Source organism: Streptomyces sp. NPDC001507, assembly GCF_042894765.1.
GTDB lineage: Bacteria > Actinomycetota > Actinomycetes > Streptomycetales > Streptomycetaceae > Streptomyces.
On the sequence record NZ_JBIAVV010000012.1, the window covers coordinates 360,469 to 375,006 of the forward strand.

Here is a 14,538-nt window from a genome sequence, read left to right on the forward strand (position 1 = left end):
CGTCTCCCCCTGGCTGGAGGATCTCCCCGCCAGCCTTCCCCACCACCGGCGTCCGGGCAAGGAGGATGGGGGCATGGCAGAGAAGATGACCGACGAGGAATGGCGGGCGTTCGTCTCGCACGGCACCCGCACCGGCAAACTGTCCACCGTCAACGCAGACGGCAGCCCCCATGTGGCGCCCGTCTGGTTCCTGCTGGACGGGGACGAGCTGGTCTTCAACACCGGCAAGGACACCGTGAAAGGGCGCAATCTCGCCCGTGACGGGCGTGTCGCCCTCTGCGTGGACGACGATCGGCCCCCTTTCCACTTCGTGGTGCTGAACGGGCGCGCCCGGCTGTCGGAGGACCTGGGCGAACTGCGTGATTCGGCCACCCGGATCGCGGCTCGGTACATGGGAGCGGAGCGCGCGGAGGAGTTCGGCGCCCGCAACGGCGTCCCTGGCGAACTGCTGGTCCGGGTCACCGTGGAGAAGGTCGTGGCGTTCAAGGACCTGACGGGCTGAGGCTCGGCTCAGCCCACCGAGTCGAGGAGCCGGGCGGTGTGCATCCGCCCGGCGTACTCGACGAGCCGGATCAGTACCTCCTTGCCGGAGTCCCGGTCCCGGGCGTCGCACAGGACCACGGGCGTGCCCCGGTCCAGGTCGAGGGCGCGGCACACGTCGTGGGCGCCGTAGGAGCGGGCACCGGCGAAGCAGTTGACGGCGACGACGAAAGGGATCTGCCGGTGCTCGAAGTAGTCGACCGCCGGGAAGCAGTCCTCCAGGCGGCGGGTGTCGGCGAGGACGACGGCGCCGAGGGCTCCCTGCGACAGTTCGTCCCAGAGGAACCAGAAGCGGTCCTGGCCCGGGGTGCCGAAGAGGTACAGGGAGAGACCCGAGCGGATGGTGATCCGTCCGAAGTCCATGGCGACGGTGGTGGTGACCTTCTGGTCGACGCCGTCCGTGTCGTCCACCAGCTGGCCCGCCTCGCTGAGCATCTCCTCGGTGCGCAACGGCCGGATCTCGCTGACGGCGCCGACCAGGGTCGTCTTTCCGACGCCGAAGCCGCCGGCGACCAGAATCTTCAGCGCCATGGCCGACGTGTCGTCGGCGGTGGACTCGGGGTGCTCGGAGACCATGATCACTTCTCTCGGGAGGGCCTGCGGGAGTGCCTGGAGGACCTGCCGCGGTGGACGTCGGGACACGTGCCGGGCAGGGCGGGAGGATGCGAAGCCGGCATCATGACAACCGCGTGCTCGTCGCGGGCCGTTGGACCGGAAGCCGTCGGTTCTGACCGGCTCGGGCCCGGTTGTTTACGGATGCTCATCTACAGTGCCCGCAATCCCGCGATGACCTCGCGCAGAATCCGTTCGTCGGGCAGCTGCGCCGGTGGCACCGGGCGGCTCACCGTCACACGGCCCAGTTCCAGCAGGTCCCCCAGGAGCACCCGGACCACGCCGACGGGGAGGTCCGCGCCGGCGGCGAGTTCGGCGACCGACTGCGTCTCCACCCGGCACAGGTCGACCAGCGCCCGGTGTTCGGGGCCGAGCGCGGTGTCGTCGTCGGCGCCGGCCCTGCCCGGGTCGAGCGTGACCAGGGCGATCAGGTCGAACTTCACGCCGGTGGGGCCGGGTTCGGTGCGGCCCCCGGTCATGGCGTAGGGGCGGACCAGCGGGCCGGCCTCGCTGTCGTACCACTGGCTGCCCGGCTCGTGCGGGGTGCCGGTCATGTACTCGGTCATCGGTGGCGGTCTTCCGGCTCAGCCGACGGCGGGTGGCCGGGCGGCGATGCGCGGTGCGGTGTAGAGGTGCTCGCCGACGCGCTTGACCAGGCGGGCCATCTCGTAGGCGACCAGGCCGATGTCGGCGGTCACGTCGGTGAGCAGGGCGAGGCAGGAGCCGTCGCCCGCGGCGGCCACGAAGAGGAAGGCGTCGTCCATCTCGACCATGGTCTGGCGCACCCCGCCCGCCCCGAAGTGCCGTCCGGCACCCTTGGCGAGGCTGTTGAAACCGGAGGCGACGGCGGCGAGGTGCTCGGCGTCCTCGCGTTTGAGACCGGTCGAGGCGCCGACGGCGAGGCCGTCGTTGGAGAGCACGACGGCGTGCCGGACCTCGGTGACACGCAGCACCAGGTCGTCGAGGAGCCAGTCGAGTTCGCCGGAGCGCCGGTCCGTCCTCGGGGTCGGGTCCTGGATCATGGGCGGTCTCCTTCGGTGCGGTCGGTGCCGTCTTCGGGTTCCGGGGCGGCTGCGCGGCCTGGTCGTCTGCCGCCGCCGCGCGCCCAGCCGTCGCGGTAGGCGGCCATGCGGTCGCGGACGAGTTCGGGGGTGCGCTCGTCCCGGCCGCGGGCGGGCGCGGGTTCCTCGGCACGGGGATCGCGCAGTTGGGGGGCGAGACTCGCCTGCCGCACCCGGCGTGGCAGGTCGTCGTCGGAGGGCTCGGAGTCGTTCGGTGGGCGGTGCGGCCTCAAGGTGGTGACTCCGGGGGGCGGCGGTTCGGGCGCGGGGCGCGGTGCGGTGTGGGTGACGGCGAGGGCGGGCCGGCCGGCGGAGGCGGGCTCCGGGAGGGCGGCGCCGGGCACGCGCGCGTGGGCGCGTACCGGTGCCTGGCCGGTGTCGGCGGCCGGGCGGACGGGGTGCTCGGCCGGGCCGCCGTGCAGCAGGGCCTTGGGCAGCAGGACCACCGCGGTGGTGCCGCCGTACGGGGAGGTGCGCAGGTGCACCTTGATGCCGTGGCGGGCCGCGAGCCTGCTGACCACGAAGAGGCCGAGCCGGTCGCTGTCGAACAGGTCGAGGGCCTCGGACTGCTCGATGCGCCGGTTGGCCTCCGCGAGGGTCTCCTGGCCCATGCCGAGCCCGCGGTCCTCCACCTCCAGGGCGTAGCCGTTGCCGACGGGCTCTCCGGTGACGCGCACGCGCGTGTGCGGCGGCGAGAACTGGGCGGCGTTCTCCACGACCTCGGCGAGCAGGTGCGTGAGGTCGGCGACGGCGGCGCCGACGACGGCCGCCTCGGGGAGCTGCCGTACCTCCACGCGCGCGTAGTCCTCGACCTCGGACACGGCGGCCCGTACGACGTTGGTCAGGGACACGGGCATCCGCCAGGCCCGGCCCGGGGCCGCTCCGGAGAGGATGATCAGGCTCTCCGCGTGGCGGCGCATGCGGGTGGTGAGGTGGTCGAGGCGGAAGAGGTCGCTCAGTTCGCCGGGGTCGTCGGAGCGGCGTTCCATGCTGTCCAGGAGGCTCAGCTGGCGGTGGACCAGGATCTGGCTGCGGCGGGCGAGGTTGACGAAGACGCCCGAGATGCCGCTGGCGAGTTCGGCGCGTTCCACGGCGGCGCGCAGGGCGGCCCGGTGCACGGTGGCGAGGGCCTCGGCGACCTGTCCGGTCTCGTCCTCCGCGGGCGGTCCCGGGGGTGCCTCGGCTCGGACGTCGATCTCCTCGCCTGCCCGCAGCCTGCGCATCGCCTCGGGCAGTTTGCGACGGGCGATCTCCAGAGCGCCGTTGCGCAGGCTCACCAGCTCGACGACGAGGCCGCGTCCGATGCGCACGGAGATGACGAGCGAGGCGACCACGGCGAGCAGACCGCACAGGACGGCGGCGCCGGCCGGGGTGAGCAGGCCGCGTGCGAACGGGTCGGCCCGGCCGGCCACCGCGTGGGCCGTGCCGGCCTGGATGCTCCGCATGCCGTCCTGCACGCGCGTGTGCGCGGAATTCCAGGTGGCTTCCGGCGCCGCGCCGACCGCCTTGGCTCCGGGTGAGCTCGCCAGGATCCGGTCCTCGGCGGCACCCAGCACGGCGTAGTCGTCGCCGTCGGCGAGGCGGTGCCAGGCGGTGCGCTGGGCACCGGGCAGGTCGGCCACGGCCGCGTCGGTGAGGACGCGGCGGGTGTCGACGGCGCCGGTGAACAGCCGCAGCCGCTCGCCGTCGAGGCCGCCGGCCAGCCGGGCGCCGCCTAGGACCGCGTCCTCCTGGGCCAGCGCCTCGCCCGCCCGGGAGAATTCGAGCAGCACGCGCGCGTCGGAGCCCATGTCGTCGGCCTGGATGCCGGTGAGGGCGCCGTCCACGGCGAAGGCCGAGGCGATGACCTGCGTGTACTGCCCGTAGGCCGCGTTCCAGCCGGCGCCGCGGTTCTGCACCTCCCGACGCAGGGCCCGCAGTTGCTCGGCGCCGGTGACGAAGGCCTGCAGGCGCTGGGCCACACCCGAGGGCAGCTCCTCGCCGTCGGCGACGGTGCTGTCCTTGCCGAGCCGTAGCGCGGCCACGGCCTGGTCGGTGCCGGCCCCCAGTCTCCTGAGGTCCGCGGTCTGTTCGGCGGCGGGGTCGGTGGCGTACCGGACCGCGGCGGCCCGCTCGGCCTGGAGCGCGGTGACGGCGGCGGCCACCGGGGTGCGCAGTACGGCGTCGACGCGCTGGGACTGACGCAGCCGGGCGACGTCCTGGGCCGTGGTGACCGTGGCGTACGCCCACAGGGCGAGCAGGGACACCACCGGCACCATGAGCAGGCAGACGACCTTGGCCCGCACGGTCCGCGGGCGGATCCGCCAGCCTCGGGGCCCGGTGGCCGCGTTGTCGGACGCGGTGCCGACGACGTCGTCGACCGCTTCGTCGGCGGGTGGTCCGGCGTGCGCGCGGCGGCCGCGCGGCGGCCGCGGTGACGGTGTGTCCGGGCCTGCTGTCGGGGTCCTACGGGGTGTACGCATGGCCTCCTCGCTCGGGAAAGGTGGGTCCGGGCGCCGTCAGCGCGCGGCGCCCGCGACGGGCCGCTGGGCCGAGGCGGACGCCTCGCGTTCCCCGGCCGTGGGCGAGAGCGCGACGAAGGCCGAGGTGAGGAAGAGATAGGATCCGAGGCCGACGGCGAGGGGGAAGATGAACTGCATCGCCGTGGCCCCGGGCAGGGGGCTGCCGGACGGCGTGACGTGCACGCTGACCGCGAACATGCCGGTGTAGTGCATGCTGCTGACGGCCGCTCCCATGACCAGGGAGGCGACGGTGACGGCGACGGGCGACCTGATGTTGAGCGCCGCCCACAGGGCCGCGGTCGCGGCGACCACGGCGATGAGGACGGAGATCCCGACGAGCATCGGGTCGTAGTGCACGGCGCCGTGCAGCCGGACGGCCGCCATGCCGAGGTAGTGCATGCTGGCGACGCCGAGCCCGGTGGTGAGTCCGCCGAGCAGGAGCGCCCTGTTGCGGTCGCGGCTGTAGCCGACCGCGAAGACGCCGGCGCTGACGACGGCCACGGCGACGAGCAGGCTGAGGACGGTCAGTGGTACGTCGTAGCGGATGTCGGTGCCGCCGACGCTGAAGCCGAGCATGGCCACGAAGTGCATGGTCCAGATGCCGGTGCCGAGCGCGGAGGCCGCGGTGAGCAGCCAGTTGCGGCGCGAGCGGCCGGTGCTGGCGAGCGCGCGGACCGTGCAGCGCAGCCCCAGTGCGGCGCCTATGCAGGCCATGGCGTACGACAGTACGGGGGTCAGCCAGCCGAAGGTGGCGTGGTGCAGATGTCCCATGGCCCAGGGACGCTAGGGGGCACGGGCGCACAAAGGGGGCGCATTTCGAAAGGTGTTGCAATATGACTCAGAGATGTGCCGGAACGATCGCGTCCCGCTCGAACGTGCGCACAGGGTCGTCCTCCGTGACGGTGAGGGATCATGCGGACCATGAGCGATGACCACACACACGTGCGGGAGTTCTTCACCCCACGGGCGGCCGACTGGGACAGCAGGTTTCCCGACGACGGTCCCGCGTACGCGGCCGCCGTCACCGATATGGGGTTGCGTGCGGGCGACCGGGTCCTCGACGCGGGGTGCGGCACCGGGCGCGCCCTGCCGCCGCTCCGCCGGGCCGTGGGGCCCACCGGCACGGTCCTCGGGATCGACCTCACGCCGGCGATGCTCCAGGCCGCCCGGCAGGCCGGGCGGGACCGTGACGGACGGTTGCTGCTCGCCGACGTCGCCGCGCTGCCGGTGCGTTCGGAATCCCTCGACGCCGTGTTCGCCGCGGGCCTGATCGCCCATCTGCCCCGTCCGGCCGAGAACCTGCGGGAGTTGGCGCGCGTGGTCCGCCCCGGCGGCACCCTCGCCCTGTTCCACCCGATCGGCCGGTCCGCCCTGGCGGCCCGCCAGGGGCGGCAGATCACGCCGGACGACCTGCGCGCGGAGGGCAATCTCGGCCCGCTGCTGGCCGGCTCGGGGTGGCGCATGACGTCGTACGTGGACGAGGACGCCCGGTTCCTGGCGCTGGCGGTCCGCGGACGCTAGCCGGCGACCGCCGCGGCGAAGGCGCCGGGGCCGCTCCCTCCGCGCCACGCCCTCTTCTGTTGCCGGGGCTTCAACCCTACGTTCGACGGAGGAAGGCAGATGTTCGCAGGCGAAAGCCGACAGGGGGAAGGAGGCCCGCGTGTTCGACCGGATCCGCAGGTACGCAGGCAGACGGCGTGGCACCGAGGGCGAAGCGGTGCCGGAACCGCGAGCGAGCCGTGAGCGGCGCGCGCACAACTTGTTCGAGGCCGCAGCCGCCTACGTCGCGGCCCGGGCGGAGGACGACCAGGACCGGATCGAGGAGGCGGCGTCCTGGGTGTCGCCGGAGGCGCTGTCGTTCGGGGTGAGCGAGCTGGCGTGCCGGGCCGTGGTCGCCCTGGCCCGGGAGCGCGACGAGTCGCCGGCGGCGGTGGCGCGCGACCTTCTCGGGCTGCCGGTGTCCTGACCCTTCGGCACCGGCGAGGTGGTGGGTCTTCCGTGCCCGTGAGGTCGTTTCGTCCCGTCCCGGTGGAAAACTGCAGCTCGGGTGTGGAGACCGGTCGTGACAACGGCCTTCCCGTCGCACTAGGGTGCGCGCCGTTGGACGAACCACTGGAGGCAGGGATGGCCGGGACCGACGAGGAGGCCGTCGCCGCGGACGAGGCGCTGTACGTGCTCACGGCGGTGCTGCTGACGCCGGCGAAGTTTCCGAGTGTGCTGGGCGACGACTATCCGGAGGCGTGCGCGGCGCTGGAACTGGCACCGCGCGCCGACGGGTACGGCCTGGTGCTCGGCCAGGACGGCGAAGGGGCGCGCTGGACGGTCGTGATCGACGACGTCTCGCTGGTCGCCGTCGCGATCGCGTCCTGGGACTGCGGCATGGAGTACGACCTGTCGCCGGACGAGCGCACGGTGGTCGCCGCCCTGCCCGGCTGGCCGCTGGCGGTCGCCGTGGCGGCTCCCAACGTGCCCGCACCGCACGACCCCGGTCCGGAGGTGGCGGACCAGGCCCCGCTGACCCCGCCGGACACCAGCACCTGGGGTCCTGCGCAGCGGCGGCTGGGCGCGGACGAGATCGCCCTCCAGTGGGCGATCTGGCGGGAGCAGATCAGCGACGACCACTTCCCGGCGGCGGCCGCCGAGGCCGCGGAAGCCCCCGAGAAGGCTCCACAGGACGCCGAGGCGGCCCCGGAGGCCCCGAAGGGGCACGTCGGAGTGCGGCGGGTCCTGGCCGAGGCGTGGGCCTACGTGGACGCACCTCCGCCGCTGGGCCGGGTGCGCTCCTCGTTCGCCCCCGGCGACGCACGTACGCTGCGCGCCGACGGGCCCGGCTGGTCGCTGGTGGCCCGGACCGACGACATCGCCTTCGTGCTCCTCGACGAGGAACCCGGCGAGGTCCTGCCGGTCGGCCGGGGTCCCGAACTCCCCGGCCTTCTGGAAGCCCTCGACAAGATGGCCGTACGGCCCCTGTGACCCTGCCGGGCCGCATCCCGCCGCCAGGCGCAGGTCAGGGGCGGGGCGCGGTCCCGGGCAGGTGGCTCAGCGGCCGATCTCCCTGCGGCCTGCCCGGCGCAGCCTGCGCCGCTGCGAGGGGTCGAGCGCCAGGTACGCGGCCACCGGGACGCCCACCACGATCAGGAACGTCACCCACCAGGGCAGCCATATCAGCAGGATGAGCCCGACCGCCACACCTCCTGCGGCGATCTTCGCGTTCTTCGACATCAGCGTCGCCTCCTTCGCGGCCCTTGCCGCTCTCTGATGTGAGAACGGGCCCGCGCCTCGCGCGGTTCCGGACCACGCCCCTGAGACATCCCTGACGGGCCACCCCTACTGGCCCCCGAGTGCCGACTCGAACAGGTTGTGAAGCAGCTCCGCTCCCGGGGTAACCGTCGCCGCCCGGTCGCCGGGCCGGACGTACGGGAGCGGCCCGGCACGAGTCGGCCCTGCGGAAAACCCCACCCGCGCAGACCGGTTGGCCGGATGGCCGGTGGCTTCGGCGGTTCGTACGGTCACGGCATGAAGCAAACGAATTTGAAGCGGATCAGCAGATTACTGGTGGTTTCGGCGGTTTCGGCGGCCCTGGCGGCGAGCCGGCGCGACGGCCGCGGTCGCGCAGGGATCCGGTGCACCGGCGGCCACGTCCGCCCCGGCGGGGGCACACGCGTCGCGGGGCACGGTGGTGTCCGTCGAGCACCTGCGGACGCTGACCGCCCGGCAGGCCGCGGCCGAGCTGGCGGGCGACGAGGACGGAGCCTGGGACACCGGCGCCGTGCACTACGGACTGGACACCTTCAGGATCGTGTACCGCACGGTGGACCCGCACGGCAGGCCGACCACCGCCAGCGGGCTGCTGGCCCTGCCGCGCAGCGGTGAACGACGGTTGCGGGCGGTGTCGTTCACGCACGGCACCGAACTATTGAAAGGCGACGTCGCCTCGGTCTCGGCCGAGGTGTGGGACCAGGCACCCGTGCTGACCTACGCGTCCGCAGGGTTCGCCGCGGTGCTCCCCGACCACCTCGGCATGGGCCTGGGGCCCGGGCCCCAGGCCTGGATGGACGTGCCCTCGGAGACGACGGCCGCCCTGGACATGCTGCGGGCATCCCGTACGGTCGCGACGCGGCAGGGCCGGGAATTGCGACGCGGGGTCCTGGCCACCGGCTTCTCCCAGGGCGCCTCGGCGGCCCTGGGACTGGCGCGGTCGCTCCAGGAGGGGGCCGACCACTGGTTCCGGATCCGCGCCATAGCGCCCGTGAGCGGCGCCTACGCGTTCCGCGACGCGGCGCTGCCGGCGCTACTGGCCGGGCGGACGGACCCGAAGGCGAGCGTGATCTGCACGGCGCTGTTCCTGGTCGCCTTCAACCGCCTGCACCACCTGTACGACACACCGGCCCGGGCGTTCCGGGCGCCGTACGACCGCACGATCGAAGGCCTGCTGGACGGCACGCACACCGGTCAGGAGGTCGTGGCCGGCACCCCGGACTCCCTCGACGCGTTGCTCACCGCCCGCGGCCGGGCGATGCCGGCCCACCCACCGGACGGCTGGCGGCGGCCCTGCGGACCACGGACAGCGTGTGCACCGACCGGGTGCCGCGGGTTGCGGTCAGGCTCTACTACGCCGAGGGGGACGAGCAGGCCGTCAACACGAACACGGCCCACTGCCACGCCGCCCTGCGCGCCCACGGCGTCGACGCCCCGGTGGTCGACCTCGGCACCCCGGACTACCGCGGCTCCCGCCATCTCGGTTCCCAGCAGGCGGGAACCGCCGCCGTGGTCCGGTGGTTCCGGACGCTTCGGTAGGCACACCTGAGCCGGCGGCTACCCCAGCAGGGAGGGCAGCAGGGAGTCCAGACCGCTGGGCAGCTCGCTCGGCAGACCGCTGGGCAGTTCCGAGGGCCATTGCGAAGGGAGTCCGCTCGGCAGGCCAGACGGCAGGCTGCTGGGCAGCCCGCTCGGGAGGCCGGGCGAAGGCCGGGCCGGACCGGAGGGGCTCGGGCTGTTCGCACCGGGCTTCCCGTCGGCCGAGCCGTCGCCGCCGGACACCATCAGGACGACGGCGGCGACGGCCACCGCGGCCACCAGCAGGGCCAGAACGGCGAACAACGGGCCCCTGCGCCGGCGGGGCGGCTCCGGTGGGGGCGGTGGCATCCACCCGACGGCGGTGGGCGGCTCCTGGTCGCCGGGGGGAGCGCCGAAACCGGCGTGCGGGTGCGGTGCGAGACCTTCGCGCGGTGGCGGGCCGTAACCCTCGTACGGGGGCGGGTCGTAGCCTCCGCCGGGCGACGGAGAGCCGTTCGGCGGGCCGGGCGGTCGTGGCGGTACGGGCGGCATGGCCATACCGCCAAGAGTCACCGCGTTCCGGTCGTCGCGCGAGGCCGGCGCGGGAGTTGACACGGACTCATGCCACGGACCGCACGATTCCGGAGTATTTCCGGTGCGAACCGGCCGTGCCGGTACCGGATCCGGGCACGAAGGCGACACGCGCGCGTGAGGACACCGCTGCGAAAGCGGCCCTCACGCGCGCGTGCGCGCTCAGCCGCGGGCGCCCAGCAGGTGGTCCATCGCCAGCTGGTCGAGCCGCTCGAAGGCCATCCCGCGCGCGGCGGTCGCCTCCACGTCGAACTCCTCGAAGGCCGTGCGGTCGGCGAGGAGGGCCTGGAGGCCGTCCGCGGCGGTCGGCTGGGCCAGTTCGTCCAGACGGGAGGCGCGCAGGGCCTCCTGGACCTCCGGGTCGGCGCGGAAGGCGGTGGCGCGCTCCTTGAGGATCAGGTAGTTGCGCATGCAGCCGGCGGCCGACGCCCACACGCCGTCGAGGTCCTCGGTCCGCGGCGGCTTGAAGTCGAAGTGCTTCGGGCCCGCGTAGCCGGCGCTCTCCAGGAGGTCGACCAGCCAGAACGCGGCGCGCAGGTCACCGGCACCGAAGCGCAGGTCCTGGTCGTACTTGATGCCGGACTGGCCGTTGAGGTCGATGTGGAAGAGCTTGCCCGCCCACAGGGCCTGGGCGATGCCGTGCGGGAAGTTCAGGCCGGCCATCTGCTCGTGGCCCACCTCGGGGTTGACGCCGTACAGCTCGGGGCGCTCCAGGCGCTCGATGAAGGCGAGGGCGTGGCCGACGGTGGGGAGCAGGATGTCGCCACGCGGCTCGTTCGGCTTGGGCTCGATGGCGAAGCGCAGGTCGTAGCCCTGGGAGGTGACGTACTCGCCGAGGAGGTCGAAGGCCTCCTTCATGCGGTCGAGGGCGACCCGCACGTCCTTGGCGGCGCCGGACTCGGCGCCCTCGCGGCCGCCCCAGGCGACGTACGTCTCGGCTCCCAGTTCGACGGCCAGGTCGATGTTGCGGATGGTCTTGCGCAGCGCGTAACGGCGTACGTCACGGTCGTTCGCGGTGAACGCGCCGTCCTTGAAGACCGGGTGGGTGAAGAGGTTGGTGGTGGCCATCGGCACCTTCATGCCGGTGGCGTCGAGGGCCTGGCGGAAGCGCTTGATGTGCGACTCGCGCTCGGTGTCGGAGGACCCGAAGGGGATCAGGTCGTCGTCGTGGAACGTCACACCGTGGGCGCCCAGTTCGGACAGGCGCTGGACCGTCTCGACGGGGTCGAGGGCGCGGCGGGTGGCGTCGCCGAACGGGTCCCTTCCCTGCCAGCCGACGGTCCACAGGCCGAAGGTGAACCTGTCTTCGGGGGTGGGCTGGAAGCTCATTGCCGCGGCTCCTTGCTCGGGGGCTGTGCTCGATGACTGCGGTGGATGACCGGTGGATGACTGTCGTGCCGACTATTTCGTCATCGCGGTTTACAAATTAGTATGCCAACGCGTCCCTGGGAAGGGTCACCCTGTCCCCGAAGGACGAAAACCGGGTCGCGACACCCCGACGAGCCGGGAAAACTGCAGGTCAGATAAACCGCGAGCCGCGGAAAAAGGGAGAGCCCGATGTCAGCAGCCGAGGGTCCGCTCGTCGTCGGCGTGGACACGTCCACCCAGTCCACCAAGGCGCTGGTCGTCGACGCGTCCACCGGCGAGGTCGTGGCGAGCGGCCAGGCACCGCACACCGTGACCACCGGCGCGGGCCGGGAGAGCGATCCGCGCCAGTGGTGGGACGCGCTGTGCGAGGCGCTGCGCCAGTGCGGGGACGCCGCGCACGAGGCGGCGGCCGTGTCGATCGGCGGGCAGCAGCACGGCCTGGTCACCCTGGACGAGCACGGCGAGCCGGTGCGGCCGGCGCTGCTCTGGAACGACGTCCGCTCGGCGCCGCAGGCGCAGCGGCTGATCGAGGAGCTGGGCGGCCCGAAGGCCTGGGCGGAGCGCACCGGGAGTGTGCCGGGCGCGTCGTTCACGGTCACCAAGTGGGCCTGGCTGGCCGAGCACGAGCCGGAGGCGGTCCGGGCGACCAGGGCGGTACGGCTCCCCCACGACTACCTCACCGAGCGGCTGACCGGACTGGGCACGACCGACCGGGGAGACGCCTCCGGCACCGGCTGGTGGGCGTCGGCGACCGAGGCGTACGACGCGGAGACCCTCGCGCACGTGGGCCTGGACCCGGCGCTCCTGCCCCGGGTCGTCCGGCCCGGCGAGGTCGCCGGCACCGTCCGGGACAGCCACGACCTGCCGTTCTCCAAGGGCACCCTGGTGGCGCCCGGCACCGGTGACAACGCGGCGGCCGCGCTGGGGCTCGGCCTGCGTCCGGGCACCCCCGTGCTGAGCCTCGGCACCTCGGGCACGGTGTACGCGGTCTCCAGGCACCGCCCCGCGGACCCGACCGGCACGGTGGCGGGCTTCGCCGACGCGCACGGCGACTGGCTGCCCCTCGCCTGCACCCTGAACTGCACGCTCGCGGTCGACCGGGTCGCGGCGCTGCTCGGCCTGGACCGCGAGGCCGTCGAGCCCGGCACCTCGGTGACCCTGCTGCCGTACCTGGACGGCGAACGCACCCCGAACCTGCCCAACGCCTCCGGACTGCTGCACGGCCTGCGCCACGACACCACCGCCGGCCAGCTCCTCCAGGCCGCCTACGACGGCGCCGTGCACGCCCTGCTGGGCGCCCTGGACCTGGTGCTCGACGAGGACGCCGACCGGACCAGCCCGTTGCTGCTGATCGGCGGCGGCGCCCGGGGCCGGGCCTGGCAGGAGACGGTGCGGCGGCTGTCCGGGCGGCCGGTGCAGGTGCCCGAGGCGAAGGAGCTGGTCGCTCTCGGCGCCGCCGCGCAGGCGGCCGGGCTGCTCACCGGCGAGGACCCGGCCGCGGTGGCGCGCCGCTGGAACACGGCCGCAGGGCCCGTACTGGACGCGGTGGAGCGGGACGCGGCGACGCTGTCCAGGATCTCCGGGGTACTCTCCGACGCGGCCCCGCTGCTGGAGCGGGCGCCGGAGAACCGCTGATCGGCTGATCGGCAGGGGACTGCCGAGAGGATTCCAGACGGTCCCAGAGGATTGATGGAGGCATGACCGCACCGCTGCACGAGGCCCGCCCGACGACCGGCCGTGCCCTGCCGGACACCCAGCAGGGCATGCGCCGGCGCAACCTCGCTCGCGTGATGCACGCGGTCAGTGCGGAGGGCTCGCTGTCGCGGGCCGCGGTCGCCTCCCGCATCGGCCTCACCAGAGCGGCGGTGTCGACCCTCGTCGACGAGCTGATCCGCTGGGGACTCCTGGAGGAACTGGGACCTGAGCGGCCCAACCGCGTCGGGCGGCCCGGCTCGGCGCTCGCGATGAGCGGGCACGGTCCGGCCGGTCTCGGGGCGGAGGTCGGGGTCGACCATCTCGCCGTGTGCGCGGTGGACCTGCGCGGCGAGGTACGCGCGCGTGCCGTGCGGCACGGTGCGAACCGGGGCCGGGATCCGCGCCCGGTGCTGGCGGAGCTGACCGGCCTGGTCCGGCGGGTCGCGGCGGACGCCGAACAGCACGGGCTGTGGCCCGCCGGTCTCGCGGTCGCCGTCCCCGGCCTGGTGGCCCGCGACGGGCACACGGTCGTCCACGCCCCCAACCTCGACTGGCACGGCACCGACCTCGCCGCGCTGCTGCCCGCCGGCCTCCCGCTGACGGTGGACAACGAGGCCAACTTCGGCGCCCTGGCCGAGCTGTGGCTCGGGGACGCGACGCCCCAGGACTTCCTGCACGTGTCCGCCGAGATCGGTATCGGCGCCGCCGTCGTGGTGGACGGACAGCTGCTGCGCGGGAGACGCGGTTTCGCGGGCGAGCTCGGCCATGTGCCGGTCCACCCCGACGGGCCGCGCTGCGCCTGCGGCGGGCGCGGGTGCCTGGAGCAGTACGCCGGCGAGGAGGCGGTGCTGCGCGCGGCCGGCCTCGAATCCCGCGAGGACGCGGTAGGACTGCTCGCACAGCAGGCGGGCGCGGACCACGAGGGCGTCCGACGTGCCCTGGAGGACGCCGGTACGGCCCTGGGCATCGCCCTCACCGGCGCCGTCAACCTCCTCGACCCCGAGTCCGTGGTCCTGGGCGGGGCCCTCGCCGGTCTCGCTCCCTGGCTCCTGCCGTCCCTGGAAGCCGAACTGGCCGACCGCACCACGGGCCCGGCCTGCCCGGTCTCCGTCTCCCGCCTGGGCTCCGAGGGCCCCCTCCTCGGCGCGGCCCACTCGGTGATCCGGGCCGTCCTGGACGATCCGGCGATCGTGGCTGAGCGGGTCTGACCGACCCCGTGTGAGGGTCGCTCTCGCTGGAGCCCGGGGAGGCTCGCACCGCGTTCACCCGTCCGGGTGGCGCGGTTGTCCACAGTCGCCGCTCCGTCCACGGATCACCTGGGCGCTCTTCTGCCCAACCCGCAAGCGCCGTACCGTGATTCACGCGAGGCATCCGCCGGAACGAGGAGAACACGC

General features: G+C 73.8%; 15 protein-coding genes. 7 read left to right on the top strand and 8 right to left on the bottom strand.

The genetic code is table 11. The annotated features are described in order from the left end of the window. Positions 1-73: 73 nt before the first annotated feature. On the top strand, positions 74-502 hold the full coding sequence (locus ACFY0K_RS35835; RefSeq protein WP_351956078.1) for a PPOX class F420-dependent oxidoreductase: 429 nt from the start codon (positions 74-76) through the stop codon (positions 500-502). A gap of 8 nt (positions 503-510) precedes the next feature. Here the strand turns inward: ACFY0K_RS35835 and ACFY0K_RS35840 are convergent, their stop codons facing one another. The 5 genes from ACFY0K_RS35840 to ACFY0K_RS35860 form a co-directional block, all read right to left on the bottom strand. Further along, positions 511-1,116, bottom strand: a complete 606-nt coding sequence (locus tag ACFY0K_RS35840; RefSeq protein WP_351956077.1) for an ATP/GTP-binding protein — start codon at positions 1,114-1,116, stop codon at positions 511-513. 188 nt (positions 1,117-1,304) lie between these two features. Next, positions 1,305-1,718 carry a DUF742 domain-containing protein gene (locus ACFY0K_RS35845; RefSeq protein ID WP_351956076.1) on the bottom strand — a complete coding sequence of 138 codons (414 nt, stop codon included), beginning with the start codon at positions 1,716-1,718 and terminating at the stop codon, positions 1,305-1,307. Between the two features lie 18 nt (positions 1,719-1,736). Beyond that, a complete protein-coding gene (locus tag ACFY0K_RS35850) occupies positions 1,737-2,174 on the bottom strand; it encodes a roadblock/LC7 domain-containing protein (protein ID WP_390643334.1) in 438 nt (145 codons plus the stop codon). Beyond that, positions 2,171-4,675, bottom strand: a complete 2,505-nt coding sequence (locus ACFY0K_RS35855; protein ID WP_390643335.1) for a nitrate- and nitrite sensing domain-containing protein — start codon at positions 4,673-4,675, stop codon at positions 2,171-2,173. Before ACFY0K_RS35855 ends, ACFY0K_RS35850 begins: the two co-directional genes overlap by 4 nt. Before the next feature lie 36 nt (positions 4,676-4,711). Further along, entirely contained in the window at positions 4,712-5,485 is a 774-nt protein-coding gene (locus ACFY0K_RS35860) for an MHYT domain-containing protein (RefSeq protein WP_390643336.1), read from the bottom strand. Between the two features lie 141 nt (positions 5,486-5,626). On the opposite strand from ACFY0K_RS35860, the gene ACFY0K_RS35865 reads away from it, so the two are divergent. The 3 genes from ACFY0K_RS35865 to ACFY0K_RS35875 all read left to right on the top strand — a co-directional run bounded on the left by ACFY0K_RS35865 (position 5,627) and on the right by ACFY0K_RS35875 (position 7,687). After that, complete coding sequence (locus ACFY0K_RS35865; protein WP_390643337.1) at positions 5,627-6,235, top strand: class I SAM-dependent methyltransferase; 609 nt, start codon at positions 5,627-5,629, stop codon at positions 6,233-6,235. Between the two features lie 139 nt (positions 6,236-6,374). Then, positions 6,375-6,680: a hypothetical protein gene (locus ACFY0K_RS35870; RefSeq protein ID WP_388598149.1), complete on the top strand. Its 306-nt coding sequence runs from the start codon at positions 6,375-6,377 to the stop codon at positions 6,678-6,680. A gap of 158 nt (positions 6,681-6,838) precedes the next feature. Continuing rightward, positions 6,839-7,687 carry a hypothetical protein gene (locus ACFY0K_RS35875; protein ID WP_390643373.1) on the top strand — a complete coding sequence of 283 codons (849 nt, stop codon included), beginning with the start codon at positions 6,839-6,841 and terminating at the stop codon, positions 7,685-7,687. 66 nt (positions 7,688-7,753) lie between these two features. On the opposite strand, the gene ACFY0K_RS35880 is transcribed toward ACFY0K_RS35875, so the two are convergent. Beyond that, complete coding sequence (locus ACFY0K_RS35880) at positions 7,754-7,936, bottom strand: hypothetical protein (protein ID WP_390643338.1); 183 nt, start codon at positions 7,934-7,936, stop codon at positions 7,754-7,756. A gap of 457 nt (positions 7,937-8,393) precedes the next feature. Between ACFY0K_RS35880 and ACFY0K_RS35885 the strand changes: the two genes are divergently transcribed. Next, entirely contained in the window at positions 8,394-9,521 is a 1,128-nt protein-coding gene (locus ACFY0K_RS35885; protein WP_390643339.1) for a lipase, read from the top strand. Positions 9,522-9,529: 8 nt separating this feature from the next. On the opposite strand, the gene ACFY0K_RS35890 is transcribed toward ACFY0K_RS35885, so the two are convergent. Together ACFY0K_RS35890 and xylA are read right to left on the bottom strand one after the other, a co-directional pair. Continuing rightward, positions 9,530-9,814: a hypothetical protein gene (locus tag ACFY0K_RS35890; RefSeq protein WP_390643340.1), complete on the bottom strand. Its 285-nt coding sequence runs from the start codon at positions 9,812-9,814 to the stop codon at positions 9,530-9,532. A 429-nt stretch (positions 9,815-10,243) separates the two neighbouring features. After that, on the bottom strand, positions 10,244-11,410 hold the full coding sequence (gene xylA, locus ACFY0K_RS35895; protein ID WP_351956068.1) for a xylose isomerase: 1,167 nt from the start codon (positions 11,408-11,410) through the stop codon (positions 10,244-10,246). A gap of 228 nt (positions 11,411-11,638) precedes the next feature. Here xylA and xylB point away from each other — a divergent pair, with 228 nt between their 5' ends. Together xylB and ACFY0K_RS35905 are read left to right on the top strand one after the other, a co-directional pair. After that, positions 11,639-13,084 (top strand): xylulokinase, encoded by a 1,446-nt coding sequence (xylB, locus tag ACFY0K_RS35900; protein ID WP_351956067.1) that lies wholly within the window; start codon positions 11,639-11,641, stop codon positions 13,082-13,084. A 62-nt stretch (positions 13,085-13,146) separates the two neighbouring features. Next, positions 13,147-14,352 carry an ROK family protein gene (locus tag ACFY0K_RS35905; RefSeq protein WP_390643341.1) on the top strand — a complete coding sequence of 402 codons (1,206 nt, stop codon included), beginning with the start codon at positions 13,147-13,149 and terminating at the stop codon, positions 14,350-14,352. The last annotated feature ends 186 nt before the right edge of the window (positions 14,353-14,538 follow it).

Bases quoted from the DNA above. Each gene is read 5' to 3' on its own strand.
- ACFY0K_RS35880 (WP_390643338.1), bottom strand. From the start codon at position 7,936: ATGTCGAAGAACGCGAAGATCGCCGCAGGAGGTGTGGCGGTCGGGCTC.
- ACFY0K_RS35875 (WP_390643373.1), top strand. From the start codon at position 6,839: ATGGCCGGGACCGACGAGGAGGCCGTCGCCGCGGACGAGGCGCTGTAC.
- xylB (WP_351956067.1), top strand. From the start codon at position 11,639: ATGTCAGCAGCCGAGGGTCCGCTCGTCGTCGGCGTGGACACGTCCACC.
- ACFY0K_RS35845 (WP_351956076.1), bottom strand. From the start codon at position 1,718: ATGACCGAGTACATGACCGGCACCCCGCACGAGCCGGGCAGCCAGTGG.
- ACFY0K_RS35840 (WP_351956077.1), bottom strand. From the start codon at position 1,116: ATGGTCTCCGAGCACCCCGAGTCCACCGCCGACGACACGTCGGCCATG.
- ACFY0K_RS35865 (WP_390643337.1), top strand. From the start codon at position 5,627: ATGCGGACCATGAGCGATGACCACACACACGTGCGGGAGTTCTTCACC.
- ACFY0K_RS35835 (WP_351956078.1), top strand. From the start codon at position 74: ATGGCAGAGAAGATGACCGACGAGGAATGGCGGGCGTTCGTCTCGCAC.
- xylA (WP_351956068.1), bottom strand. From the start codon at position 11,410: ATGAGCTTCCAGCCCACCCCCGAAGACAGGTTCACCTTCGGCCTGTGG.
- ACFY0K_RS35905 (WP_390643341.1), top strand. From the start codon at position 13,147: ATGACCGCACCGCTGCACGAGGCCCGCCCGACGACCGGCCGTGCCCTG.
- ACFY0K_RS35855 (WP_390643335.1), bottom strand. From the start codon at position 4,675: ATGCGTACACCCCGTAGGACCCCGACAGCAGGCCCGGACACACCGTCA.
- ACFY0K_RS35850 (WP_390643334.1), bottom strand. From the start codon at position 2,174: ATGATCCAGGACCCGACCCCGAGGACGGACCGGCGCTCCGGCGAACTC.
- ACFY0K_RS35860 (WP_390643336.1), bottom strand. From the start codon at position 5,485: ATGGGACATCTGCACCACGCCACCTTCGGCTGGCTGACCCCCGTACTG.